This window comes from Bradyrhizobium sp. LTSPM299, from assembly GCF_000938235.1.
Taxonomy (GTDB): Bacteria; Pseudomonadota; Alphaproteobacteria; order Rhizobiales; family Xanthobacteraceae; genus Bradyrhizobium.
The window spans coordinates 1-21,442 of sequence record NZ_JYMU01000085.1; the positions used below are offsets into that span (position 1 = coordinate 1).

The 21,442-nt window shown below is 64.7% G+C and carries 23 protein-coding genes; 9 read left to right on the top strand and 14 right to left on the bottom strand.

Translation table 11 applies throughout. The annotated features are described in order from the left end of the window. From UP10_RS35790 to UP10_RS35825, 8 genes are all read right to left on the bottom strand, one after another. A partial coding sequence (locus UP10_RS35790; RefSeq protein ID WP_044591034.1) for an IS701 family transposase occupies nucleotides 1–1,207 on the bottom strand: 1,207 nt, incomplete at its 3' end. Between the two features lie 113 nt (nucleotides 1,208–1,320). Then, nucleotides 1,321–2,022, bottom strand: a complete 702-nt coding sequence (locus tag UP10_RS35795; protein WP_044591892.1) for a GntR family transcriptional regulator — start codon at nucleotides 2,020–2,022, stop codon at nucleotides 1,321–1,323. A gap of 34 nt (nucleotides 2,023–2,056) precedes the next feature. Further along, on the bottom strand, nucleotides 2,057–2,797 hold the full coding sequence (locus tag UP10_RS35800) for an aspartate/glutamate racemase family protein (protein ID WP_044591893.1): 741 nt from the start codon (nucleotides 2,795–2,797) through the stop codon (nucleotides 2,057–2,059). Between the two features lie 12 nt (nucleotides 2,798–2,809). Continuing rightward, on the bottom strand, nucleotides 2,810–4,078 hold the full coding sequence (locus UP10_RS35805) for an NAD(P)/FAD-dependent oxidoreductase (RefSeq protein ID WP_044591894.1): 1,269 nt from the start codon (nucleotides 4,076–4,078) through the stop codon (nucleotides 2,810–2,812). Then, on the bottom strand, nucleotides 4,078–5,742 hold the full coding sequence (locus UP10_RS35810) for a thiamine pyrophosphate-binding protein (RefSeq protein WP_044591895.1): 1,665 nt from the start codon (nucleotides 5,740–5,742) through the stop codon (nucleotides 4,078–4,080). Before UP10_RS35810 ends, UP10_RS35805 begins: the two co-directional genes overlap by 1 nt. Continuing rightward, nucleotides 5,739–6,965 carry a pyridoxal phosphate-dependent aminotransferase gene (locus UP10_RS35815; RefSeq protein WP_044591896.1) on the bottom strand — a complete coding sequence of 409 codons (1,227 nt, stop codon included), beginning with the start codon at nucleotides 6,963–6,965 and terminating at the stop codon, nucleotides 5,739–5,741. Before UP10_RS35815 ends, UP10_RS35810 begins: the two co-directional genes overlap by 4 nt. Nucleotides 6,966–6,981: 16 nt before the next feature. After that, nucleotides 6,982–7,335: a RidA family protein gene (locus tag UP10_RS35820; RefSeq protein ID WP_044591897.1), complete on the bottom strand. Its 354-nt coding sequence runs from the start codon at nucleotides 7,333–7,335 to the stop codon at nucleotides 6,982–6,984. Between the two features lie 27 nt (nucleotides 7,336–7,362). Further along, a complete protein-coding gene (locus UP10_RS35825) occupies nucleotides 7,363–8,280 on the bottom strand; it encodes an NAD(P)-dependent oxidoreductase (RefSeq protein ID WP_044591898.1) in 918 nt (305 codons plus the stop codon). A gap of 304 nt (nucleotides 8,281–8,584) precedes the next feature. Between UP10_RS35825 and UP10_RS35830 the strand changes: the two genes are divergently transcribed. From UP10_RS35830 to UP10_RS35840, 3 genes are read left to right on the top strand one after another with little or no spacing between them, the layout of a single operon-like run. Further along, the gene (locus UP10_RS35830) at nucleotides 8,585–9,424 is read left to right on the top strand and encodes a transporter substrate-binding domain-containing protein (protein WP_044591899.1); all 840 of its coding nucleotides are present in this window, start codon (nucleotides 8,585–8,587) and stop codon (nucleotides 9,422–9,424) included. A 6-nt stretch (nucleotides 9,425–9,430) separates the two neighbouring features. After that, entirely contained in the window at nucleotides 9,431–10,093 is a 663-nt protein-coding gene (locus UP10_RS35835) for an amino acid ABC transporter permease (protein WP_044591900.1), read from the top strand. Next, a complete protein-coding gene (locus UP10_RS35840) occupies nucleotides 10,090–10,860 on the top strand; it encodes an amino acid ABC transporter ATP-binding protein (protein ID WP_044591901.1) in 771 nt (256 codons plus the stop codon). The genes UP10_RS35835 and UP10_RS35840 overlap by 4 nt, the downstream gene beginning before the upstream one ends. Nucleotides 10,861–10,947: 87 nt before the next feature. On the opposite strand, the gene UP10_RS35845 is transcribed toward UP10_RS35840, so the two are convergent. The 5 genes from UP10_RS35845 to UP10_RS35865 all read right to left on the bottom strand — a co-directional run bounded on the left by UP10_RS35845 (nucleotide 10,948) and on the right by UP10_RS35865 (nucleotide 15,352). After that, the gene (locus UP10_RS35845) at nucleotides 10,948–12,093 is read right to left on the bottom strand and encodes an acyl-CoA dehydrogenase family protein (RefSeq protein WP_044592224.1); all 1,146 of its coding nucleotides are present in this window, start codon (nucleotides 12,091–12,093) and stop codon (nucleotides 10,948–10,950) included. 187 nt (nucleotides 12,094–12,280) lie between these two features. After that, a complete protein-coding gene (locus UP10_RS35850; protein ID WP_044591902.1) occupies nucleotides 12,281–13,108 on the bottom strand; it encodes an SDR family NAD(P)-dependent oxidoreductase in 828 nt (275 codons plus the stop codon). Between the two features lie 217 nt (nucleotides 13,109–13,325). Next, nucleotides 13,326–13,733: a MaoC family dehydratase gene (locus UP10_RS35855; protein WP_044591903.1), complete on the bottom strand. Its 408-nt coding sequence runs from the start codon at nucleotides 13,731–13,733 to the stop codon at nucleotides 13,326–13,328. Beyond that, nucleotides 13,730–14,158, bottom strand: a complete 429-nt coding sequence (locus tag UP10_RS35860) for a MaoC family dehydratase N-terminal domain-containing protein (RefSeq protein ID WP_044591904.1) — start codon at nucleotides 14,156–14,158, stop codon at nucleotides 13,730–13,732. The genes UP10_RS35855 and UP10_RS35860 overlap by 4 nt, the downstream gene beginning before the upstream one ends. A gap of 9 nt (nucleotides 14,159–14,167) precedes the next feature. After that, nucleotides 14,168–15,352, bottom strand: coding sequence for a lipid-transfer protein (locus tag UP10_RS35865; protein ID WP_044591905.1), 1,185 nt, complete (start codon nucleotides 15,350–15,352; stop codon nucleotides 14,168–14,170). A 112-nt stretch (nucleotides 15,353–15,464) separates the two neighbouring features. On the opposite strand from UP10_RS35865, the gene UP10_RS35870 reads away from it, so the two are divergent. From UP10_RS35870 to UP10_RS35880, 3 genes are all read left to right on the top strand, one after another. Next, nucleotides 15,465–16,226, top strand: coding sequence for a TetR/AcrR family transcriptional regulator (locus UP10_RS35870; RefSeq protein ID WP_044591906.1), 762 nt, complete (start codon nucleotides 15,465–15,467; stop codon nucleotides 16,224–16,226). Beyond that, nucleotides 16,156–17,712 carry a long-chain-fatty-acid--CoA ligase gene (locus tag UP10_RS35875; RefSeq protein ID WP_044591907.1) on the top strand — a complete coding sequence of 519 codons (1,557 nt, stop codon included), beginning with the start codon at nucleotides 16,156–16,158 and terminating at the stop codon, nucleotides 17,710–17,712. Before UP10_RS35870 ends, UP10_RS35875 begins: the two co-directional genes overlap by 71 nt. A 201-nt stretch (nucleotides 17,713–17,913) precedes the next feature. Further along, entirely contained in the window at nucleotides 17,914–18,510 is a 597-nt protein-coding gene (locus UP10_RS35880) for a DUF2889 domain-containing protein (RefSeq protein WP_044591908.1), read from the top strand. A gap of 94 nt (nucleotides 18,511–18,604) precedes the next feature. Here UP10_RS35880 and UP10_RS35885 read toward each other — a convergent pair whose 3' ends face one another. Beyond that, nucleotides 18,605–19,429, bottom strand: a complete 825-nt coding sequence (locus UP10_RS35885) for an SDR family NAD(P)-dependent oxidoreductase (RefSeq protein ID WP_044592225.1) — start codon at nucleotides 19,427–19,429, stop codon at nucleotides 18,605–18,607. A 238-nt stretch (nucleotides 19,430–19,667) separates the two neighbouring features. Between UP10_RS35885 and UP10_RS35890 the strand changes: the two genes are divergently transcribed. The 3 genes from UP10_RS35890 (at nucleotide 19,668) to UP10_RS42395 (ending at nucleotide 21,418) form a co-directional block, all read left to right on the top strand. After that, nucleotides 19,668–19,868 carry a hypothetical protein gene (locus tag UP10_RS35890; protein ID WP_044536717.1) on the top strand — a complete coding sequence of 67 codons (201 nt, stop codon included), beginning with the start codon at nucleotides 19,668–19,670 and terminating at the stop codon, nucleotides 19,866–19,868. 117 nt (nucleotides 19,869–19,985) lie between these two features. Further along, a complete protein-coding gene (locus tag UP10_RS35895; protein WP_050043969.1) occupies nucleotides 19,986–21,191 on the top strand; it encodes a radical SAM/SPASM domain-containing protein in 1,206 nt (401 codons plus the stop codon). Continuing rightward, nucleotides 21,188–21,418: a hypothetical protein gene (locus UP10_RS42395; protein WP_050043970.1), complete on the top strand. Its 231-nt coding sequence runs from the start codon at nucleotides 21,188–21,190 to the stop codon at nucleotides 21,416–21,418. Before UP10_RS35895 ends, UP10_RS42395 begins: the two co-directional genes overlap by 4 nt. Nucleotides 21,419–21,442: the final 24 nt, after the last annotated feature.

Consider the following 21,442-nt stretch of genomic DNA (forward strand, 5'->3'; position numbering starts at 1 on the left):
TTTTTTTCCGCCCCGCTTGTGCGAGACGGCGATGCTGGAGGAATGCGTAAGCGATCATAGTCATGAGCGCATGACGATGAAGGCCCTGCCAGGATCGTCCCTCGAAGTGATCAAGCCCGAGTTCCTCTTTCAGCTGCTGATGGGCCTGTTCGCAAATCCATCGAGCTTTGATCGTAGCAGCTAACGTGCGCAGATTCGTCTTGGCCGGCATATTGGCGAGATAATATTTCTTCTCTCCCGACGTCCTGTGTTCGCCGATGAGCCAGGCTTCGTCCCCCGGAAGATGCTGCTGGCCCATGTCCTTGATCCGCTGCGGAGGTCCATCAGCGGTTCGCACGCGAACCGCGGCGAAGCGAGCTTCCAGCCGGCCCTTGGTCCCGTTTCGCCAACTCACATTTTGCCACTTAGCATTGGCCAGCATGTCTTCGGCCGCCGTCGACAATACGTCGGGAATGTGCCGCTTGCGGGGACGACCTCGACCGGCGACCGGCCAGATCAATTTAACCTCCACCGGATAAACCTTCTGATGACGAGGGATACCGACGGCCCAGGCCAGGCCGCGTGTCGTGAGCCCCTGACGGAACGGCGCGCTGAGGCCGTAACCGGCATCGGCCAGCACACAGCCAAAGCGCATACCGGCTGCCATCACGCGATCGATCTCCGCCAAGGCGATCTCTGGCTTGGTCCGCGCTGCGCGGTACTCTACAGGAACGCCCGCACGCTTCAAACGCACCGGATTGCTCGTCCAACTCTCGGGAACGAAGAGACGTAATGCCACCATGACCGGCACTTCACCCCGCGCAAGCGTCAGCGACACCAATGTTTGGCAATTAGCCGTCTTGCCGAGAGACGAGGCATATTGTGGAGCGACGCCAACCGAACGATCGCCCTTCTTCGGCATCGCCGTGTCGTCGATGACCAGCACCGCATCTTTGCCGCCGACCAGGCGATCGGCCTGAACGAGCAATTCTGCCTCCAATGGCGCCGCATCCCAGAGGCCATCAGCGATGAAATGGTGCAACTGGTCATACTCGCCCGGTGCCAGCCGCGCCGCCATTGGCTGGACGCTCTTGCGATCGCCCGGTCCAATCAATCCCGAGATATAAAGCGGACACATCCGCCGCCGCGCCTTGTGACCTAAACGATCCAGGAATGGCTTGAGCCAGCGCCCAAGCTCGTCTTCCCACTTCGACTTCGTGTCCACCATGGTCGGCCCTCCAAAGCCGACCACCCATGAATCATTGAAAATCTGATTCGGGAATCCAGTTTCGCCAATCAATCGCCAAAATCTGCCAAAGTAGTGCTAAAAGGGTCTGTCGGTCAGTTCGCCCCCGATCGCGCCGCCGGCATGTAGATCTGGGCGTAGCCTTCCTTGATCGCCGAGGTGATGCGGTCGAGGCGGCGGTCGATGTGCTTCTCGAGCACGGAGACGCAGGTCTCCTCGTCGCGCGCCTTCAGGCCCTCGACGACGGCGCGATGTTCGGCCTGGGTGTTGGAGCGGTTGATGCGGTCCATGTCGATCCAGCGCACGAAACGAATCCGCGCATTGACGTTGCGCAGCACGCGCAGCATCTCGGCATTGTTGGACATTGCCATCAGCCGCTCGTGGAAGGTCTCGTCGAGCTCGACCAGTTCGACCGACGATCGCTCGCCGGGATCGGGACCGGTGGCCTGCAGGAACGCCAGCAGCGCGTCGATGTCCTCATCCCTGGCGCGCTTGATCGCCAGCCGAACCGAGGCGATCTCCAGCGACTTGCGCAGTTCATAGAGATCGAAGATCTCGTGGGCGTCGAGCTCGCGGCAGAAGAAGCCCTTACCGGGCATGAAGCGCAGGAAGCCTTCGGTGTTCAGCCGGTTCAACGCCTCGCGCAGCGGCGTGCGGCTGACGCCGAGCCGCTTGGCCAGCTCGCCCTCGTTCAGCCGTTCGCCCGGCTTGAACTCATAGCTGATCGCCATCGCCTTGAGCTGCTCGTAGACGCGATCGACGATGCTGTCGGAGCTGAGGTCCACTGGTGTCTTCATGGTTGAAGGGAATCGAGATTACACCACGATACTATCACCCAAAGACACGCGGGCGCAGGCCGGCGTGAAACCAGGTGATCATCGAATAGATGTCGTAGACGGGCAGCCCGACCTCGGCCTGCAGCGCGGCAGCGTAAGGCGGCATATTGGTGCATTCGAGCACGATGGCGCCGACATCGGGGTGGCGGGCGACCAACTCCTTGCCGGCCTCGACGACATCGCGTTCGGCCTGGGCGATGTCCATGTCGTCCTTCTCGGCCTTGATCAGCACGCGGAAGAATTCCTTGCCGTTCTCGGTGCCGACCAGCGGCGTATCGAGCGGCACGCCGGCGCCTGCGAGATGCGCCGGCGACAGGGTCGAGCCCGACACGGTGACGAGACCGACGCGCTTGCCCGGCGGCAGCGTCGCCTGCACCCACGGCACCTGCATCAGCGACGAGGTTGCGACCGGCACGCCGACGGCGGCCGCGAGTTCCTTCTGGAACAGCGCCAGGAAGCCGCAATTGGTGGTGATGGCTTCGGCGCCGAGCCGCACCAGGTCCTTGGCGGCATCGATGAAGTCAGGCAGCAGGCCGGCCGCGCCCTTGAGCACGACCTTCTCGGGCGACGCCCCGCTCACCACACGATACAGCACCGGGAACGGCCAGGTGGTGCCATTGCCCATGTCGCCGGGAATCCGGGGAAAGCGCGCCTCCAGCATCAGGATGCCGAGCGGCGCGCCATAGAGCGCCTTGCCGCCGCGGGCGATACGGGAAGAATTCGCAGGGTACGTCATGGCGTCGATGCCTCAGAGGAAGCGGGAGGGTGCGAAAGGTTGAAGCGGGATTTCCGACGGCTTGCCGCTGAGCAATTGCGCGACCAGCCGGCCGGTGCGAGCCGAGCCGACCAGGCCGACATGGCCATGGCCGAAGGCGTAGACCACGTCGCGCGTGGCGCGCGCATAGCCGATGCAGGGACGGCCGTCCGGCATGCTCGGGCGATGACCGAACCAGGTTTTGATGCGCGAGGCCGGAATGTCCTTCGGCAGTTTCGGGAACATGCTGAGGAGGTTGTCGCGCAGGATCTCGGCGCGCTTCCAGTTCGGCGCGGCGTCGAGGCCCGCGATCTCCACGGTGCCAGCGGCGCGCAGGCCCTTGTCGGTCCAGTTGACGACCATTTTGGCATCCGACGCCATCATCGAGTTGCGCGGACCAGATTCCGGATTCTCGATCATGACGTGATAGCCGCGCTCGGTTTCCAGCGGCAGCGGATCGCCGATCGACGCGGAGAGCTGTTTCGAGCGCGCGCCGGCGGCCACGACAGCCGCATCGCAGGCGATCTCGCCGCTGTCGGTGATGACGGCGACGAGCTTGTTGCCATCGAGCCCGAGACCGGTCGCCTTGGCGGTAACGCGCACGGCGCCGTTGGCGATCGCGTGTGCCGCAAGCGCTGCAACATAGCTGCCGGGATCGCGGCAACGGCCGGCCTCCTCGACCACGACGCCGAACTTGTAGCGCGGATCGAGATCCGGCTCGCGCTGGCGCATCTCGTCTTCGTCGAGCTCGAGCCATTCGATGCCGACGCGCTTGCGGATGCGCCAGCCGAGATCCCTATCAAACGGCGCGCGCGAGGGATACACATGCATCACTCCGCGACGCTCGATCAGTTCGGGGACGCCGGCTTCGTCCGCCAGTTGCTTGTGCAGCGATGGCGCATCCTTGAGGAGATCGCGCAGCGCCCGCGCCGTGGCCTCGACCTGAGCCTCGGTCCAGCTCGACAGCAGATACTTGATCAGCCACGGCAAGGCCTTCGGCAGATACGACCAGCGGATCGCGAGCGGCCCCATCGGGTCCATCAGATAACCCGGGACCTTCTTCCAGGTGCCGGGCTCGGCCGGCGGGATCACCGAATGCGACGACAGCCAGCCGGCATTGCCGTAGCTCGCGGCCTGCTCACCACCGGGCTCGCCGGGATCGATCAGCGTGACGCGATGGCCCTCGCGCAGCGCCTCGATGGCGCTGATCACGCCGACCGCGCCGGCGCCGATGATCGCAACGTGGCGGCCCGCGCCGGTCATCAGCGCTTCGCCTCCTCGGGCACGAAATCCTTGCCCACCGACATCGCGCGCGGATCGACCAGGCAATGCAGGATCGCAGGCTTGCCGGACGCCAGCGCGCGCTCGAAGGCGGGCGCGAACTCCTCGGTGCGCTCGATCCGCTCGCCATGGCCGCCGAATGCCTTGGCGTAAAGGGCGAAATCCGGGTTCTTGAGCTGCGTGCCGACGACGCGGCCGGGATAGTCGCGCTCCTGATGCATGCGGATGGTGCCGTATTGGCCGTTGTCGATCACGACGACGATCAGCGCCGCGTCGTACTGCACGGCGGTGGCAAACTCCTGCCCGTTCATCAGGAAGCAGCCGTCACCGGCGAAGGCAACGACGACGCGATCGGGAAACTGCCGCTTGGCCAGCACCGCCGCCGGCACGCCATAGCCCATCGAGCCCGAGGTCGGCGCGAGCTGGGTGGCGAAGGCGTGGAAGCGATGGTGGCGATGAATCCAGCCGGCGTAATTGCCGGCGCCGTTGCAGACGATCGCATCTTTGGGAAGCCGATCGCGCAGCCACGTCATGACCTGACCGTACTGGAAGTTGCCGGGCAGTTCGCGCGGTTTGTCGGTCCAGGCCAGATAATCCGCATGCGCCTTGGCGGCTTCGCCCTTCCAGGCCGGAGCGGCTGATGGCTTCATCGTCTCGACCGCGGCGGCGAACGCGGCCGGCGTCGCCTGGATCGCGAGCGCCGGCTGATAGATGCGGCCGAGCTCTTCTGATCCCGGGTGCACGTGAATGAGCTTCTGGCTCGGCACCGGAATATCGAACAAAGTGTAGGACGACGACGGCATTTCCGACATGCGGCCGCCGATCAAAAGGATCACGTCGGCGCCGGTGATGCGATCCTTCAGCTTGGGGCTCGGCCCGATACCGAGATCGCCGGCATAATGCGAATGATCGGCGTCGAACAGCGAGGCGCGGCGGAACGAAGTCGTCACAGGCAGATCGAAGCGCTCGGCAAAGCGCGCGATGCCCTTGGCGGCATCAGCGGTCCAGCCGGAGCCGCCGAGGATCACGATCGGCGCCTTGGCGCCCGCGAGCATCGCGCCGACGCGTTCGAGGTCTGACGGCGCCGGCCAGCTCACCGCCGGCTCGACGCGCGGCGCATCGGCGACCGCCGCGGTCTCGGTCAGCATGTTCTCCGGCAGCGCGATCACGACCGGACCTGGGCGTCCCTGCAGCGCGACGCGGAAGGCGCGTGCGACCAGTTCCGGAATGCGGTCGGGCGAATCGATCTCGACCGCCCATTTCGCCATCGGTCCGAACACTGCCTTGTAGTCGAGCTCCTGGAACGCCTCGCGCTCGCGCATGGCGGTGTCGACCTGGCCGACGAACAGGATCATCGGGGTCGAGTCCTGCATCGCGATGTGCACGCCATGGGCGGCATTGGTCGCGCCGGGGCCGCGGGTGACGAAACAGATGCCGGGGCGTCCCGTGAGCTTGCCATAGGCTTCCGCCATCATCGCCGCGCCCCCTTCGGCGCGGCAGATCACGACGTCGATCGGGCTGTCATGCAGCGCGTCCAAGGCCGCGAGATAGCTTTCTCCGGGCACGCAGGTGACGCGCTCGACGCCTTGGGCGACCAGCTGGTCGATGAGGATCTGGCCCCCGGTGCGGGCGTTGGTTTTAGTCATGACAGCTCCCTGCAGGCTTTGGCGATACGGTTGAGCGCTTCGCGCAGATTTTGGTCCGAGGTTGCGTAGGATAGACGGAAATACGGCGCAAGGCCGAAGCAACTGCCGGGGACTACGGCGACGTCATGCTGTTCCAGCAAATAGCGGCAAAAGCTGCTGTCGCTGTCGATTGGCCCGCCGCCGGGCGTCCGCCGCCCGATCAGGCCGGCGCAGCTTGCGAAGGTATAAAACGCGCCCTCCGGCCGGCGGCAGCTCACGCCCTCGATCGCATTGAGCGCGCCGACCACGAGGTCGCGACGGCGCTGGAAGGCGTCGCGGCGTTCGACCAGGATACCTTGCGGCCCGGTCAGCGCCGCAATCGCCGCGGCCTGGCTCACCGAGGACGGATTGGTGGTGCTCTGGCTCTGCACCACGGCCATTGCCGCGATCAGCTCGCGCGGGCCGCCGCCATAACCGATGCGCCAGCCGGTCATCTCATAGGCTTTTGAAACCCCGTTGACGGTCAGCGTGCGCGACTTCAACCGAGGCTCGAGCGCTGCCGCGGTGACGAAGGGCATGCCGTCATAGGTCAGGTGCTCGTAGATATCGTCTGACATCAGCCAGACCTGCGGGTGGCGCAACAGCACGTCGAGGATCGGGCGCAATTGCGCTTCGGAATACGCCGCACCGGTTGGATTGGACGGCGAGTTCAACAGCAGCCAGCGCGTCCGCGGCGTGATCGCGCGTTCGAGATCATCGGCATCGAGACGAAAGCCGTTGTCCTGGCGGCAGGCGACGTCAACCGGCGTGCCGTCGGCGATCTTCACCATGTCGGCGTAGCTGGTCCAATACGGCGCGGCGAGAATCACCTCGTCACCCGGACTGAGCGTCGCCATGAAGGCGTTGTGGATCACCTGCTTGGCGCCGGCGCCGGCCGTGATCTCGTCACTGGCATAATCGACGCGGTTCTCGCGGCGGAACTTCGCAGCGATCGCGGACTTCAGCTCGGGCGTGCCGTCGAGGATCGTGTATTTGGTCTGGCCGGCGCGGATCGCCTGTTCGGCGGCGGCCTTGACGTGGTCGGGCGTGTCGAAATCCGGCTCGCCGGCGCCGAGAATGATCACCGGCCGCCCTTCCCGCTTCAACCGCTGCGCGACGGCACCGATCTTGAGGATCTCGGACACGCCGACCGCGCCGATGCGCTGGGCGGGGCGGAAGCTCGATGGCGTTTCCTGGACGGTCACTGAAAGCTCCGATGCATCAGCGACGCGCGGCGATTGCGATGACCTCGATGCGAAAAGCGGGATCGGCGAGTTCGACCTTGCCGCAGGCGCGGGTCGGCGCATTGCCCGGCACCACCCAGGCGTCATAGACCGCGTTCATCGCGGCGAAATCGTCCATGCTCTTGAGCCAGACCTGCACGCTGAGCAGGCGCGACTTGTCGGTGCCGGCCTGCGCCAGCATGTCGTCGACCTTGGCGAGCGCCTCGCGCGTCTGCTGGGCGATGTCAGCGGTCTTCGTGTCGGCGACCTGGCCGGCGAGGAAGACGAGATCGCCGAACACGCTGGCGCGGCTGCGGCGCGCATTCTGGTCGATGCGGGTGATGTCGGACATGCGAGATTCCTGTTGGTTCGGATGAAGTCAGCGGCCGGTCGCGATGATGCGGCGGCAATGCTCGAGCGCGGCGTCGATCAGATTGTCGCTCGCCTCGGGGGTGCGGAACGCCGAATGCGCCGACAGCGTCACGTTCGGCAGCGTGGTCAGCACATGGCCGGCCGGCAGCGGCTCGACGGTGAAGACGTCGAGGCCGGCATGGGCGATGTGGCCCGAGCGCAATGCGTCGATCATGGCGTCCTCATCGACCAGCGCACCACGCGCGGTGTTGATCAGGATGGCGCCGGGACGCATTGCGGCGATCCGCTCGCGGGACAGGAAATTCTTGGTGTCGTCGCTGAGCAGCAGATGCAGCGAGACGACATGGCTCTCGGCGAGCAGACGCTCGAGCGGCACGAACTCGACGCCGGGATGCGCCTTCGCCGTCCGGTTCCAGGCCAGCACCTTCATGCCGCAGCCGATCGCCATGCGCGCGGCTTCCGCGGCGATGCCGCCGAAGCCGATCAGCCCGAGCGTCTTGCCGGTGAGTTGAAGGGCGTCGCGGCGCAGCCAGTTGCCGGCGCGCATGCCGCGATCCATCTCGCCAAAGCTCTTCGACGACGCCCACATCAGCGCGATCGCGCATTCGGCCACGGCCGTGTCGCCATAGCCCTTGATGGTGTGGACCGCGATGCCGTGCTCGCCAAGCTCGTCCGGATTCATGTAGCTGCGCGCGCCGGTGCCGAGGAACACGACGTGCTTGAGCCCGCTGCATTTGGCGGCGATCGCGGTCGGCACCGCGGTGTGATCGACGATCATGATCTCGGCGCCGTCGAGCAGGCCGGGCAGATCGTCGGGCCTGATGCCCGCATTGCGGTTAATGGCGACGGGCAGGCCTTGCGAGCCCAGCAGCTTTTCAGTGACCGCCGCCAGCGTGTCGTTGGCATCGACGAATAGAGCGCGCACAGGCCTCTCCTTCCAAATCATGAACAGGGCAGCGGCGGGTCTTCGCCTGAGCGGCGCGGGTGACGATCCGAAAGCCGCACTTGACTGCGTTCAATCTTGTATTCAGGATTGAATGCCATTTGCAACCCCCTTCGGTGAAGGATTTTAGCTGCCCACCTGAAGCCTTGCCGAGCGATTGGGCATTCTATGCCTTTGCCGCTCAAATGGTCAGCAAATCAAAATACTGGATTGCATTTTAGGCTGAATACAGAAATAGTCCAGCCCAGAATGCTGAACGCATCCGCAAGAGAGGACGAGGACTGACATGAATCGCAGGAACGCACTCACCACCGTGGCACTGGCGGGCGCCGCCGCGATTGCTACGACCGCATCAGTCAAGGCCGATACGGCGCCGGAATCGACGCTCGAGCGCATCAAGAAGAGCGGCGTGCTGCGGGTCGCCGTGATCGTCGGCCAGGAGCCCTACTTCCACAAGGACCTCGCCAGCGGCCAGTGGTCGGGCGCCTGCATCGACATGGCCAACGACATCGCCTCCAAGCTCGGCGCCAAGGTCGAGACGCTGGAATCGACCTGGGGCAACCAGATCCTCGATCTGCAGGGCGGCAAGGTCGACCTCGCCTTCGCCGTCAACCCGACGCCGGAGCGCTCGCTGGTCATCGACTTCTCCACCCCGATCCTGGTGCACGCCTTCACCGTCATCACCAAGAAGGGCTTTGCCAAGCCGCAGACCTGGGCCGAGATCAACAAGCCCGAGGTGAAGATCGCAGTCGACATCGGCTCGACGCATGAGCTGATCGCGCGACGCTATTGCCCGAAGGCGACCATCCTCGGCTTCAAGAACCGCGACGAGGCGATCCTGGCGGTCGCCACCGGCCGTGCCGACTGCAACGTGTCGTTGGCGGTGCTCTCGGTGTCGACGCTGAAGAAGAACCCCAATCTCGGCGAGCTCGCGATCCCGCGGCCGCTCTTGACGCTGCCGACCAACATGGGAATCCGCGCCGAGTCCGATCGCCGCTACAAGGATTTTCTCAGCGCCTGGGCCGACTACAACCGCACCCTCGGCCAGACCCGCGAATGGATGCTGAAGGGCTTTGATGCGGTTGGCCTCGCCCCGGACGACATCCCGCCCGAAGTGCAGTTCTGACCGCCAATGTACGTCTGGGATTTCGCGGCGCTCAAGCCCTACTGGCCCCTGATCTGGCAGGGCCTGCTGGTCACCATCTTCTATACGGTGACCACGGTGGTCGCCGGACTCGTGATCGGGCTCGTCGTCGGCATCCTGCGCACCAATTCGCCGCGCTGGATCACGATGCCGTTACGCTTCTACATCGAAGTGTTCCGCTGCACCCCGCTCTTGGTACAGCTGGTCTGGGTCTACTACGCCCTGCCCGTGCTGATCGGCGTCGATATGTCGCCGGCGATGGCCTGCTTCGTCACGCTCTCGCTCTACGCCGGCTCGTTCTATGCGGAGATCTTCCGCGGCGGCATCGAGGCTGTCGATAAAGGCCAGTGGGAGGCCGGACGCGCCATCGGCATGCGGCGCGGCAAGATTTTCCGGCGCATCGTGCTGCCGCAGGCGATCCAGGTGATGATCCCCTCCTTCATCAACCAGACCATCATGCAACTGAAGAACACCTCGCTGGTCTCGGTGGTCGCGGTCGGCGACCTGCTCTACCAGGGCTCGGTGATCACGGCGACGAGCTACCGGCCGCTCGAGGTCTACTCGACGATCGCGGTGCTGTATTTCGCGGTGCTGTTTCCGCTCACCTTGATCGCCGACCAGATCGAGCTCAGGCTGGGAGCGCACCGATGACCGCCGACGGCGCGACGCTGGCCGCCTGCAACATCCACAAGTCGTTCGGCGACAACCTGGTGCTGAAGGGCGCCTCGCTTGCGGTGTCGCGTGGCGAGGTGGTAACCCTGATCGGCGCCAGCGGCTCCGGCAAGTCGACCTTCCTGCGCTGCCTCAATTTGCTCGAGATGCCGCAGCAGGGCGAGCTTGCGATCGGTACGCATCGCTTCACCTTCGGCACCGGCCTTCGCGCGCCTGCCGACGCGCAGCTTGCGCAATTGCGCCAGAACGTCGGCATGGTGTTCCAGCACTTCAACCTGTTCCCGCACATGTCGGTGCTGCGCAATCTCACCGAAGGGCCGGTGCAGGTGAAGGGCCTGTCGCAGGCCGAGGCCGATGCGCTCGGCCGCGACCTCTTGGCCAAGGTCGGCCTCGCCGACAAGGCCGATGCCTATCCGAGCCGGCTGTCCGGCGGCCAGAAGCAGCGCGTCGCAATCGCGCGCGCGCTCGCCATGAAGCCCGAGGTGATGCTGTTCGACGAGCCGACCTCCGCGCTCGATCCTGAATTGGTCGGCGAGGTTCTCGCCGTGATCCGCAACCTCGCCGCCGAGGGCATGACCCTGGTGCTGGTGACGCACGAAATGGCCTTTGCCGCCGACGTGTCGAGCCGGGTCGGCTTCATGAATGACGGCGTCATGGCCGAAGTCGGCACCGCCGACGAGATCATCCGCCAGCCGAAGAGCGAGCGGCTAAAGGCGTTCCTCAGCCGGTTTCACGGGGCCGGGTGATTCCCGTCATTCCGGGATGGTCCGAAGAACCAGACCCGGAATCTCGAGATTCCGGGTTCGGCTCTTCGAGCCGCCCCGGAATGACCGCTAAAGCGAGCGCGCAATCAAGAGCTTCATGATCTCGTTGGTGCCGCCGTAGATCTTCTGGATCCGGGAATCGATGAACATCCGCGAGATCGGATATTCCTGCATGTAGCCGTAGCCGCCGAACAGCTGCAGGCATTCGTCCGCGGTCTCGACCTGTTTCTGCGAGCACCACCACTTCGCCATCGACGCCGTGACGGTGTCGAGGTCGCCGGCGACCAGGCGCTCGACGCACCAGTCGACGAAGACGCGCGCGATCATCGCCTCGGTCTTGCGTTCGGCGAGCTTGAACGCGGTGTTCTGGAATTCGATCAGCGGCTTGCCGAACGCAGTACGCTCCTTGGTGTAATCGGCGGTGATCTTGACCGCGCGCTCCATCGAAGCCACCGCGCCGACTGCGAGCGACAGCCGCTCCTGCGGCAGTTGCTGCATCAGTTGCACGAAGCCGTTGCCCTCCTCGTTGCCGAGCAGGTTTTCCGGCGGCACCGTGACGTTGTCGAAAAACAGCTCCGAGGTATCCGAGGCGTGGAGCCCGATCTTGTCGAGGTTGCGCCCGCGCCGATAGCCCTCGGCGCCCTCAGTCTCGACGACGATCAGCGAGATGCCTTTCGAGCCGGCGCCGCCGGTGCGTGCCACCACGATGACGAGATCGGCGGCCTGCCCGTTGGTGATAAAAGTCTTCTGGCCGTTGATGAAGTAGGAATTGCCTTGTCTTTTGGCGGTAGTCTTGACGGCCTGCAAATCGGAACCGGTGCCGGGCTCGGTCATCGCGATGGCGCCGACCATCTCGCCCGACGCCATCTTCGGCAGCCAGCGCGTCTTCTGCTCCTCCGAGCCGTAATTGACGATGTAATGCGCGACGATCGCGCTGTGCACGGAGACGCCGGTGGTCAACTCCGGCACCGTGCTCTCGAGGTCCTCGAGCACCGCCGCGTCATAGGCGAAGGTGGCGCCGAGGCCGCCATAGGCCTCTGGAACACTGGTCAGCAGCGCGCCCATCTCGCCGAGCGCGCGCCACGCCGAGCGGTCGACCAGCTTCTGCTGGCGCCATTTCTCGGCGTGCGGCGCCAGATCCTTGGCGAGGAATTTGCGGAACTGGTCACGGAACGTGTCCAGCTCCTCGGTCATCCAGGACGATCGGTAGTGCATCATTCCCTCTTTGTTGGTCTCACTGCGTCATAAGCGGCTTATGCCGATATACCGCGATGCTATCCCCGTCATTGCGAGCGGAGCGAAGCAATCCATCGCACGGCATATGCGCACCGATGGATTTCTTCGTCGCTATCGCTCCTCGCAATGACGAGGGGACGCAACGAAGCTTCTTGATGCAGCGAGACTAGACAATCAAACCGCCGCCGGCGACGATCACCTGACCGCTGATGTAGTTCGATTCCGGCGAACAAAACAGATAGACCGCGTCCGCCGCCTCTTCGGGCGTGCCGCCGCGACCGAGCGGGATCATCCGGCCCATCGCTTCCAGCATCTGCGGCTGCACGCCGACCTTGATGTCGCGGCCGGCGACGTCGATGGTTGTCTGCTGCGTCTCGATCGGCTGGGTCAGGCGGGTGTTGATCAGGCCGAAGGCGACGCAATTGACGTTGACCTTGTAGCGGCCCCACTCCTTGCACATCGTGCGCGTCAGCCCGATCAGCGACGCCTTCGCCGACGAATAGCTCGCCTGCCCGGCATTGCCGTAGAGGCCCGCGATCGAGGAGATGTTGACGACCTTGCGGAACACCTCGCGGCCGGCCTCGGCCTCCTTCTTCGCCATCACCCGGATCGGCTCCGACGCCGCGCGCAGCAGACGGAAGGGTGCTACGAGATGGACGTCGAGCATCGCCTGGAACTGCTCGTCGCTCATCTTCTGGATCGTCGAGTCCCAAGTGTAGCCCGCGTTGTTGACGATGATGTCGAGGCCACCGAACTTCTCCAGCGCAGCACTGACAAAACGATCGGCAAAGCCCGCCTCGGTGACGCTGCCATTGACCGCGACAGCCTCGCCGCCCGCGGCCTTGATCTCGGCCACGACGGCGTCGCCCGGCTCGGCATCGAGATCGTTGACCACGACGCGCGCACCTTCGCTCGCAAGCTTCAGCGCAATCGCCCGCCCGATGCCGCGGCCCGAACCGGAGACGAGCGCCACTTTGCCTTTTAGTTTCGACATGGTTTCTCCCTCAAAACAATCTCGGTTGGCTCTGCTTTACCTCGCCCCGCCTGCGGGGAGAGGTCGGAACGCATCGTTAGATGCGTTCCGGGCGAGGGGTACAGGTCTCACCGCTTGCAGAGCTCTCGGAAGCAGCCCCTCACCCCAACCCTCTCCCCGCAAGAGCGGGAGAGGGAACGCAGTCCCGTTGCGGTCGCAGCACGGCCTTCTCGCCGCGCTACACCGCGATAACAGCTTCCCCGGCGAGCTTGATCTCGCCGTTCTGGTCTTTTGTCGTGAGCGCGAGCTTTGCCCGTTTCTCGCCGCCCTGCTCCATCAGCTCGGTCACAACACCCTCGCAGGTCAGCTTGGCCCCGAGCTGCGTGATGGCGGCGAAGCGCGTCGAGAACGAGCGGATGCGCGATGGCGCGACGGCGTCCGTCAGCGCCTGGCCGAGATAGCCCATGACGAGCATGCCGTGCGAGAACACGTCGGGGAAGCTGGCGGCCTTCGCGAAGTCGAGATCGACATGGATCGGATTATGGTCGCCGGAAGCGCCGCAATACAGTGCGAGGCGGTGGCGGGTGATCGCGGGAAACTCCTTGTGGACAAGGCATTCGCCGATTGATGGAGAATTCGCGCTCATGACGGCCTCGCATTGCGCACCACGATGGTGCGCGAGGTGTCGGCGACATGGGCGCCGTTCTGGTTAGTGACCGCAGTCTCGACCACGATCAGCGTCATCGCCCCGCCCTTCTTGTCGGTGACGCTTTCGACGCGGGACCTGAAGGTCAGCGTGTCGCCAACGACAACGGGCGCGTGATAGTCGAAGCGCTGTTCTCCATGCAGCACGCGGGCGAGATCGATGTCGAGCGTGTTCAGGAATTCGAACGGCTCTGATGCGTCCATCATCTCCAGGCAGAACAGGTAAGTCGGCGGCACCGGCGCCGCCTCATTGCGATAGACCGGATTGCGCTCGCCGAGCGTATCGAGGAAGAAGCGCAGACGCCCCGGCTCGACGCGCGCGGTGACGGGCGTAAACATCCGCCCGACGGCGGATTGATCGACCATGGGCTGCCCTCAGACGCGTTCGTACAGCGTCACGACGCAAGCGCCGCCGAGGCCGAGATTGTGCTGCAGGCCGAGCCGTGCGCCCTCGACCTGGGTGGTCGCTGCCGTGCCGCGCAACTGCCGCGTCAGCTCGTAGCATTGCGCCAGACCGGTGGCGCCGAGCGGATGCCCCTTCGACAGCAGGCCACCGGACGGATTTGTCACGAACTTGCCGCCATAGGTGTTGTCGCCGTCATCAATGAAGCGCGCGGCTTCGCCTTCCGGGCAAAGGCCGAGCCCCTCATAGGTGATGAGCTCGTTGTGCGCGAAACAGTCATGCAGCTCGACGACGTCGAGATCATCAGGGCCGATACCGGCGGCCTCATAGACTTTCTTCGCCGCATCGCGCGCCATGTCGTAGCCGACCACCTGCATCATGTCAGCGGCACCGAAGGTCGACGGCGTATCCGTCGTCATCGCCTGCGCGGCGATTTTGACCTGCTTGTTGAGGCCGTGCTGCTCGGCGAATTTCTCCGAGACCAGGATCGCCGCTGCGGCGCCACAGGTCGGCGGGCACGCCATCAGCCGCGTCATGACGCCCGGCCAGATCACCTGATCGTTCAAGACGTCGTCGGCCGTGACTTCCTTGCGGAACAGCGCCAGCGGATTGTTCTTGGCATGCCGGCTCGCCTTCGCGCGCACCTTGGCGAAGGCCGACAGCGGCGTGCCGTATTTTGTCATGTGGCTGAGGCCCGCGCCGCCGAAATAGCGCAGCGCCAGCGGCACGCCGGGGGCATCGACGAGCTTGTCGGCAGCGGCATCGAAATCATCGAAGGCGCTGGGACGATCGGTGAACACGGCCCCTAATGCTCCCGGCTTCATCTGCTCGAAGCCGAGCGCCATCACGCAATCGGCCGCACCGGATTCAATCGCCTGCCGCGCCAGGAACAGCGCGGTCGACCCGGTCGAGCAGTTGTTGTTGACGTTGACGATCGGGATGCCGGTCATGCCGACCGGATAGAGCGCACGCTGTCCGCAGGTGGAGTCGCCATAGACGTAGCCGACATAGGCTTGCTGCACCTTGCCGTAATCGAGCCCAGCGTCAGCCAGCGCAAGCTTCGCGGCCTCCGCGCCCATCACGTGATACGGCGCATTGGCCCCTGGCTTGACGAACGGGATCATGCCGACCCCGGCCACATAGGTGCGTGACGTCATTGTTGTCCTCCCGAAGATTACCCGCTGGACTATTTATTACCCGTGGGTAATATACGGGACGTGCCCTCCGAGTCAATGCGACACTCACCTCGCGACAAACCGGCCTTACGACATGGACGCCCGCTCACCCGCCAATCACCAGTCGCCCTGGCTGCCTTTTGAGACCCGCCGGCGCGCGCGCGACGAGAAGCGCGAGGCGGTGCTGCGCACGGCCGTCGCACTGTTCCTCGAGCAGGGTTACCACCGCACCACGCTCAACGACGTTGCTGAGCGGCTCAACATCACCAAGCCCGCGCTCTACAATTACTTCGGCGGCAAGGACGAGATCCTGTTCGAGTGCTGGGCGATCGGCAACGAGCGGGTCGACGACTGCATCACCGAGATCGCGGCCGGCGGCGGCAAGGGGCTCGACAAGCTGCGCAAGCTGATCGTCCGCTATGCCGAAGTGATGACGACGGACTACGGCAAGAGCCTGGTCCGCTTCGACGTCCGCGACCTCACCGAACACAATCGCAAGGTCGTCAACACCGCCAAGAAGAAGATCGACCGTGCCTTCCGCGACTACATCTGCGACGGGATATCGGACGGCACGATCAAGCCCTGTGACCCGAAACTCTCGGCGTTTGCGATCGCGGGCTCGCTGAACTGGATCGGCCACTGGTTCCAGCCGGGCGGTCCGATGACCGGAGACGCCGTGGCCGAACAATTCGCGATCCGCCTCACCGAGGGAATCGCCACGCCATCAATGCGAAAGAAGGCGGACAAACCGCCGCGCAAGGGAAACGCACCAAGGGAGGACGGGAGTGAACATCACGCACGGACTGCGGCGCGCGCTGCAGGTCAATCCAAACGGGCTCGCGGTCGTCTGCGGTGAGCGGCGCCGCAACTGGGGCGAGGTCGGCGCACGCGTCGCCCGCCTCGCCGCAGCGATCCGCGGACTTGGCGCCAAGGATGGCGACCGCGTCGCAATCCTGTCGCTGAACTCCGACCGTTATCTCGAGCTTTATCTTGCCGTCGGCTGGGCCGGCGCGGTGATCGTGCCGCTGAATATCCGCTGGTCTCAGCTCGAAAACGAGGACGCGATGCGCGATTGCCGCGCAACTATCCTGTTCGTCGACAAGGCGTTTGCGCCGGTCGGCGCGACGCTGGCCAAGGCGATCCCCGAGCTGAAGCTGGTCTATGCCGATGAAGGCGAGACGCCTGAAGGCATGGAGAATTACGAGGCGCTGATCGCGCGCAGCGAGCCTGTTCCGGATGCGATGCGCAAGCGCGACGATCTCGCCGGCATCTTCTACACCGGCGGCACCACCGGCCGCTCCAAGGGCGTGATGCTGAGCCACGGCAATCTGATGGCCAACGCGCTGAATGCGCTCGGCGAAGGTCTGTGGCCGGGCACATCGGTCTATCTGCATGCGGCGCCGATGTTCCACCTCGCCAATGGTGCGGCGATGTATTCGGTTCTGCTGTCGGGCGGCTCCAACGTCGTGATCCAGGGCTTTACGCCCGACGGCGTCGCGGCCGCGGTGCAGAGAGAGCGCGTCACCGACGTGCTGCTGGTGCCGACGATGATCCAGATGTTCGTCGATCACCCGACGCTCGGCAATTACGACCTGTCGTCGCTGAAGCGGATCTCCTACGGGGCCTCCGTGATCAGCGACGCCGTGCTGATGCGTGCGATGAAGGCTCTGCCGCATGTCGAGTTCACGCAGGCCTATGGCATGACCGAGCTGTCGCCGATCGCGACCATCCTGCACTGGAGAGAACATATCGGCGACGGCCGCGCCAAGGGCCGGCATCGCGGCGCCGGACGCGCCACCCTTGGCGCCGAAGTGAAGATCGTCGATGCGGAGGACAAGGTCGTGCCGTTGGGCACCGTCGGCGAGATCGCGGTGCGCGGCGATATGGTGATGATGGGCTACTGGGAGCGGCCCGAGGAGACCGCGCGTGCCGTGATCGACGGCTGGATGCACACCGGCGACGGCGGCTACATGGACGCGGACGGCTATGTCTACGTCGTGGACCGCGTCAAGGACATGATCATCTCCGGCGGCGAGAATGTCTATTCAGCCGAGGTCGAGAACGCCCTCGCCCAGCATCCAGCCGTAGCGCAATGCGCCGTGATCGGCATCCCGAGCGAGCGCTGGGGCGAGCAGGTCCATGCCGTCGTGGTGATGAAGGGCGGCGCCGGTGCCACGCCGGAGGAGCTCATGGAGCACTGCAAGACGCTGATCGCTGGCTACAAATGCCCGCGCAGCGTCGACATTACCTCGACACCGCTGCCGCTCTCCGGTGCCGGCAAGATATTGAAGCGGGAGCTGCGCAAGCCGTATTGGGAGAACCGCGAGCGGCGTGTGAGCTGACGCGCGCAAACTCTAACCCCGTCATTCCGGGATGGTCCGAAGGACCAGACCCGGAATCTCGAGATTCCGGGTTCGATGCTTCGCATCGCCCCGGAATGACAATGCCCCTTTGCGTGCCCGCATAGCGCGGTGCCGACAGCGGGCGTTGACATCGGAGCATGCGGCCGATTGGATTGATCCAATTCATTCCTGCGAGTTCCGATGTCGACACCTGACAGCAATGCCGACGGCAAGGGCCGTCGCCTGATGCACCGCCGCTCCGTCGAATGCCTGGGCTATCTCAGAGACGATGGTCTCTGGGAGGTCGAGGCGCGGCTGGTCGACACCAAGCCCTATCCGCGACAGGATCGTCATCGCGGCCTGCAGCAGCCCGAGGATCCCGTGCACGACATCCGGCTGCGGCTCGCGGTCGACGACAGCTTTACGATCCGCGAGACCGGCACCACGATGGCCTCGACGCCCTACCCGTCCTGCCTCGACGTCGAGGGCATTTTGCAACGGCTGGTCGGCGAGCGCATCGGCAAGGGCTGGCGCGACGTGCTCCGGCGCAAGATCGGCAAGCTCGAGACCTGCACGCATCTCGCCGAGCTGTTGGGCCCGGCGGTGACGACCCTGTTCCAGACGGCGACCGCAGGCAAGGACCCGCAAGGCCGCGGCGCGCTCGACCACCAGACGGAGGCCAAGGAGCCACCGTTCTTCGTCGGCGGCTGCCATTCGTGGCGACTGGATGGTCCCGTGGTGGCCGAGATGTTTCCGCAGTTCGCGACGAAGCCTGCCGAGGTGAAGCAGGGCTCGTGAATGCGTAGAGTGGGCAAAGGCGCATAGCGCCGTGCCCAGCATCAAGCGCCGTGCTCGTGATGGTGGGCACGCTTCGCTTTGCCCACCCTTGCATTCAACCCGGCACGCCCGTCAGCTTCAGGCTCAAGGCCCGCAGCCGCTTCCGCGCATCGGCATCATAGGCCTGCGGATTGGCGCGCGCCTCGTTCATGCCGTTGAAGAACAGTCCGCTCCTGTCAGCGACATCGTCGCCATGCACCAATCGCAGGATGGCGTCGCCGCCCTGCTCCACGGTCGAGATCGGGGTGATGCCGCCTGCGCGCACCATGGTGGTGTTCATGTAAGTCGCCGGATGCAGCGAATTCACCGTCACGCCGGTGCCCCGCAGCTGTTCGGCAAGATCGATCGTGAACATGATCTGCGACAGCTTGCTCTGCGAATAGGCACGGCCGCCGCTATAGTTCCGCGTGATCATCACGTCGTCGAAATCGATCGGGTGTTGGCCGAGCGAGGCGACATTGACGATGCGCGCCGGCGCGCTCGCTTTCAGCCGCGGCAGCAGCAGATGCGCGAGCAGGAAGCCGGCGAGATAGTTCACCGCAAAGCGCAACTCGTGGCCGTCCTTGCTGGTCTGCCGCTCTGGGCCTGCGTTCTGCGAGCCGATGCCGGCGTTGCTGATGAAGACATCGATGCGCTCCTGATCGGCGAGCACGGCCTCGGCGAATTCACCGACCTCGGAGAGCGAGGAAAGATCGGCCTGATAGAACATCGGCTCAGCTCCGCCGGCCCGCTTGATCTCGTCGGCCAGCGTTTGCGCGCGCGTCGTATCGCGGCCGTGGATCAGGACCCTGGCTCCGGCCGCCGCGAGTTTCATCGCGACATAGCGGCCGACGCCGTCGGTCGAACCGGTAATCAGCACGGTCTTGCCATCCATCTTCATTGCCATCGTCCTTCGGTCGTTTCTCTTGCGCCATTGCGAAGATAATACGCCATACCGGAATTGCCACGGCGGTTCGACGGTCCAACAACCGTCAAGACTGCAATGTTCCATCACTAACTTTTAGGTTGCATTCAGAAATATCGGGTCGCAGTATCGCGATTGGGGACCGAACTGAAGCCGACGGAGGTGATCCGTCACCTCTGCCAATTGGAAGAACCAACCCATTTGGAGACATGCAATGGCAGCATCTTCTGGCCCGATCCGCCCGCTCTACGGCGTCATCATTCGCGACAAGTGCAAATATGCCGACCTCAACACATTGAAGGCCTACAAGACCGTGGGCCACGACCTGCTCAAGGATTACCACGGCTCGGACGCCGACGACCTCAAGGCGTCGCTGAAGGAACTCGACACCGCAATCTCGGCGAAGGGCGGCTAGCGCCGCTGCAACACAAGGCGACCTGAGACAGCATGTCACCGAGGCGCGTCTTGCGCCGCGCCTCGGTGCCTTGCCGCGCACGCGGCCGGAACGGCGATCAAGCACAGGCGGCACATCATGGACCAGGCTCCCGACGACACGCCGCGACGGCGGCTGTCACTGAGCGACCAGCTCGATTGCGTGCCGGTTTACGTGGTCTGGGAGCTCACGCTGGCCTGCAACCTGAAATGCATCCATTGCGGCTCGCGTGCCGGGCACAAGCGCGCGAAGGAACTGACCACGGACGAGTGCGTCGACGTCATCCGCCAGCTCGCTGAGCTCGGCACCCGCGAGATCTCCGTGATCGGCGGCGAAGCCTTCATCCGCAGGGACTGGCTGACCATCATCCGCGCGATCCGCGACCACGGCATCGACTGCACGATGCAGACCGGCGGCTACAAGCTCTCGGGAGACATGATCCGGTCCGCGGCCGACGCCGGCCTGCTCGGTCTCGGCGTCTCCGTCGACGGGTTAGAGCCGCTGCATGACCGGCTGCGCGGCGTGCGCGGCTCCTATCGCGAGGCGCTGCGCGTGCTCGACGATTGCAGGCGCCTCGGACTGACCGCAAGCGTCAACACCCAGATCACCTCAGCCGTGATGAGCGAGCTTCCGCAGGTGATGGAGATCATCATCGATGCCGGCGCAAAATACTGGCAGGTGCAGCTCACGGTCGCGATGGGCAACGCGGTCGATCACGACGACATATTGCTGCAGCCCTACGACCTCACGACGCTGATGCCGCTGCTGGCTGAGCTGCATCTGAAGGGGCGTGAGCGCAATCTGGTGCTGCTGCCCGGCAACAATGTCGGCTATTTCGGTCCCTACGACGTGCTATGGCGCGGCCCGGACCGCGGCTATTACAGCGGCTGCCCGGCCGGGCAGAATGTGATCGGGCTCGAGGCCGACGGCACGGTGAAGGGATGTCCGTCGCTGGCGACCGACCGCTACGGCGCCGGTGACGTGCGCAGCGCCTCGATCGCGGAACTGTGGGCGACCCATCCGGCGCTGCAGTTCAACCGCAATCGCGGCACCGACGATCTCTGGGGCTTCTGCCGCGACTGCTACTACGCCGAGGCCTGCCGTGGCGGCTGCACCTGGACAGCCGACTCGCTGCTCGGCCGCCGCGGCAACAATCCCTATTGCCATCACCGCGTCTTGACGCTGGCCGAACGCGGCATTCGCGAGCGGATCGTCAAAATTGAGGACGCGCCCGCGCTGCCCTTCGCCACCGGGCGCTTTGCGCTGATCGAAGAGCCGCTTCCGGCCGGAGCCCCGCACGCATGACCATACAAGGCAAGGCTGCGCCAGTGCTGGTGCTATGCCGCCAGTGCCTCCGCTACGTATTCGACCGTACCATCACCTGTCCGCATTGCGGCAGCGACGCTCGGCAGGTCGGCGATCGCTACCACGATGGCGGATATCTTGCTATCGAGATCATGCAGCGGATCGACCGGCTGCGTGACGATGCCACGCAGCGCAGACCGCCCGAAGCGACCGATGATCTCTGTTAGAGCGTTTTCGTGCGAAGTGGACAC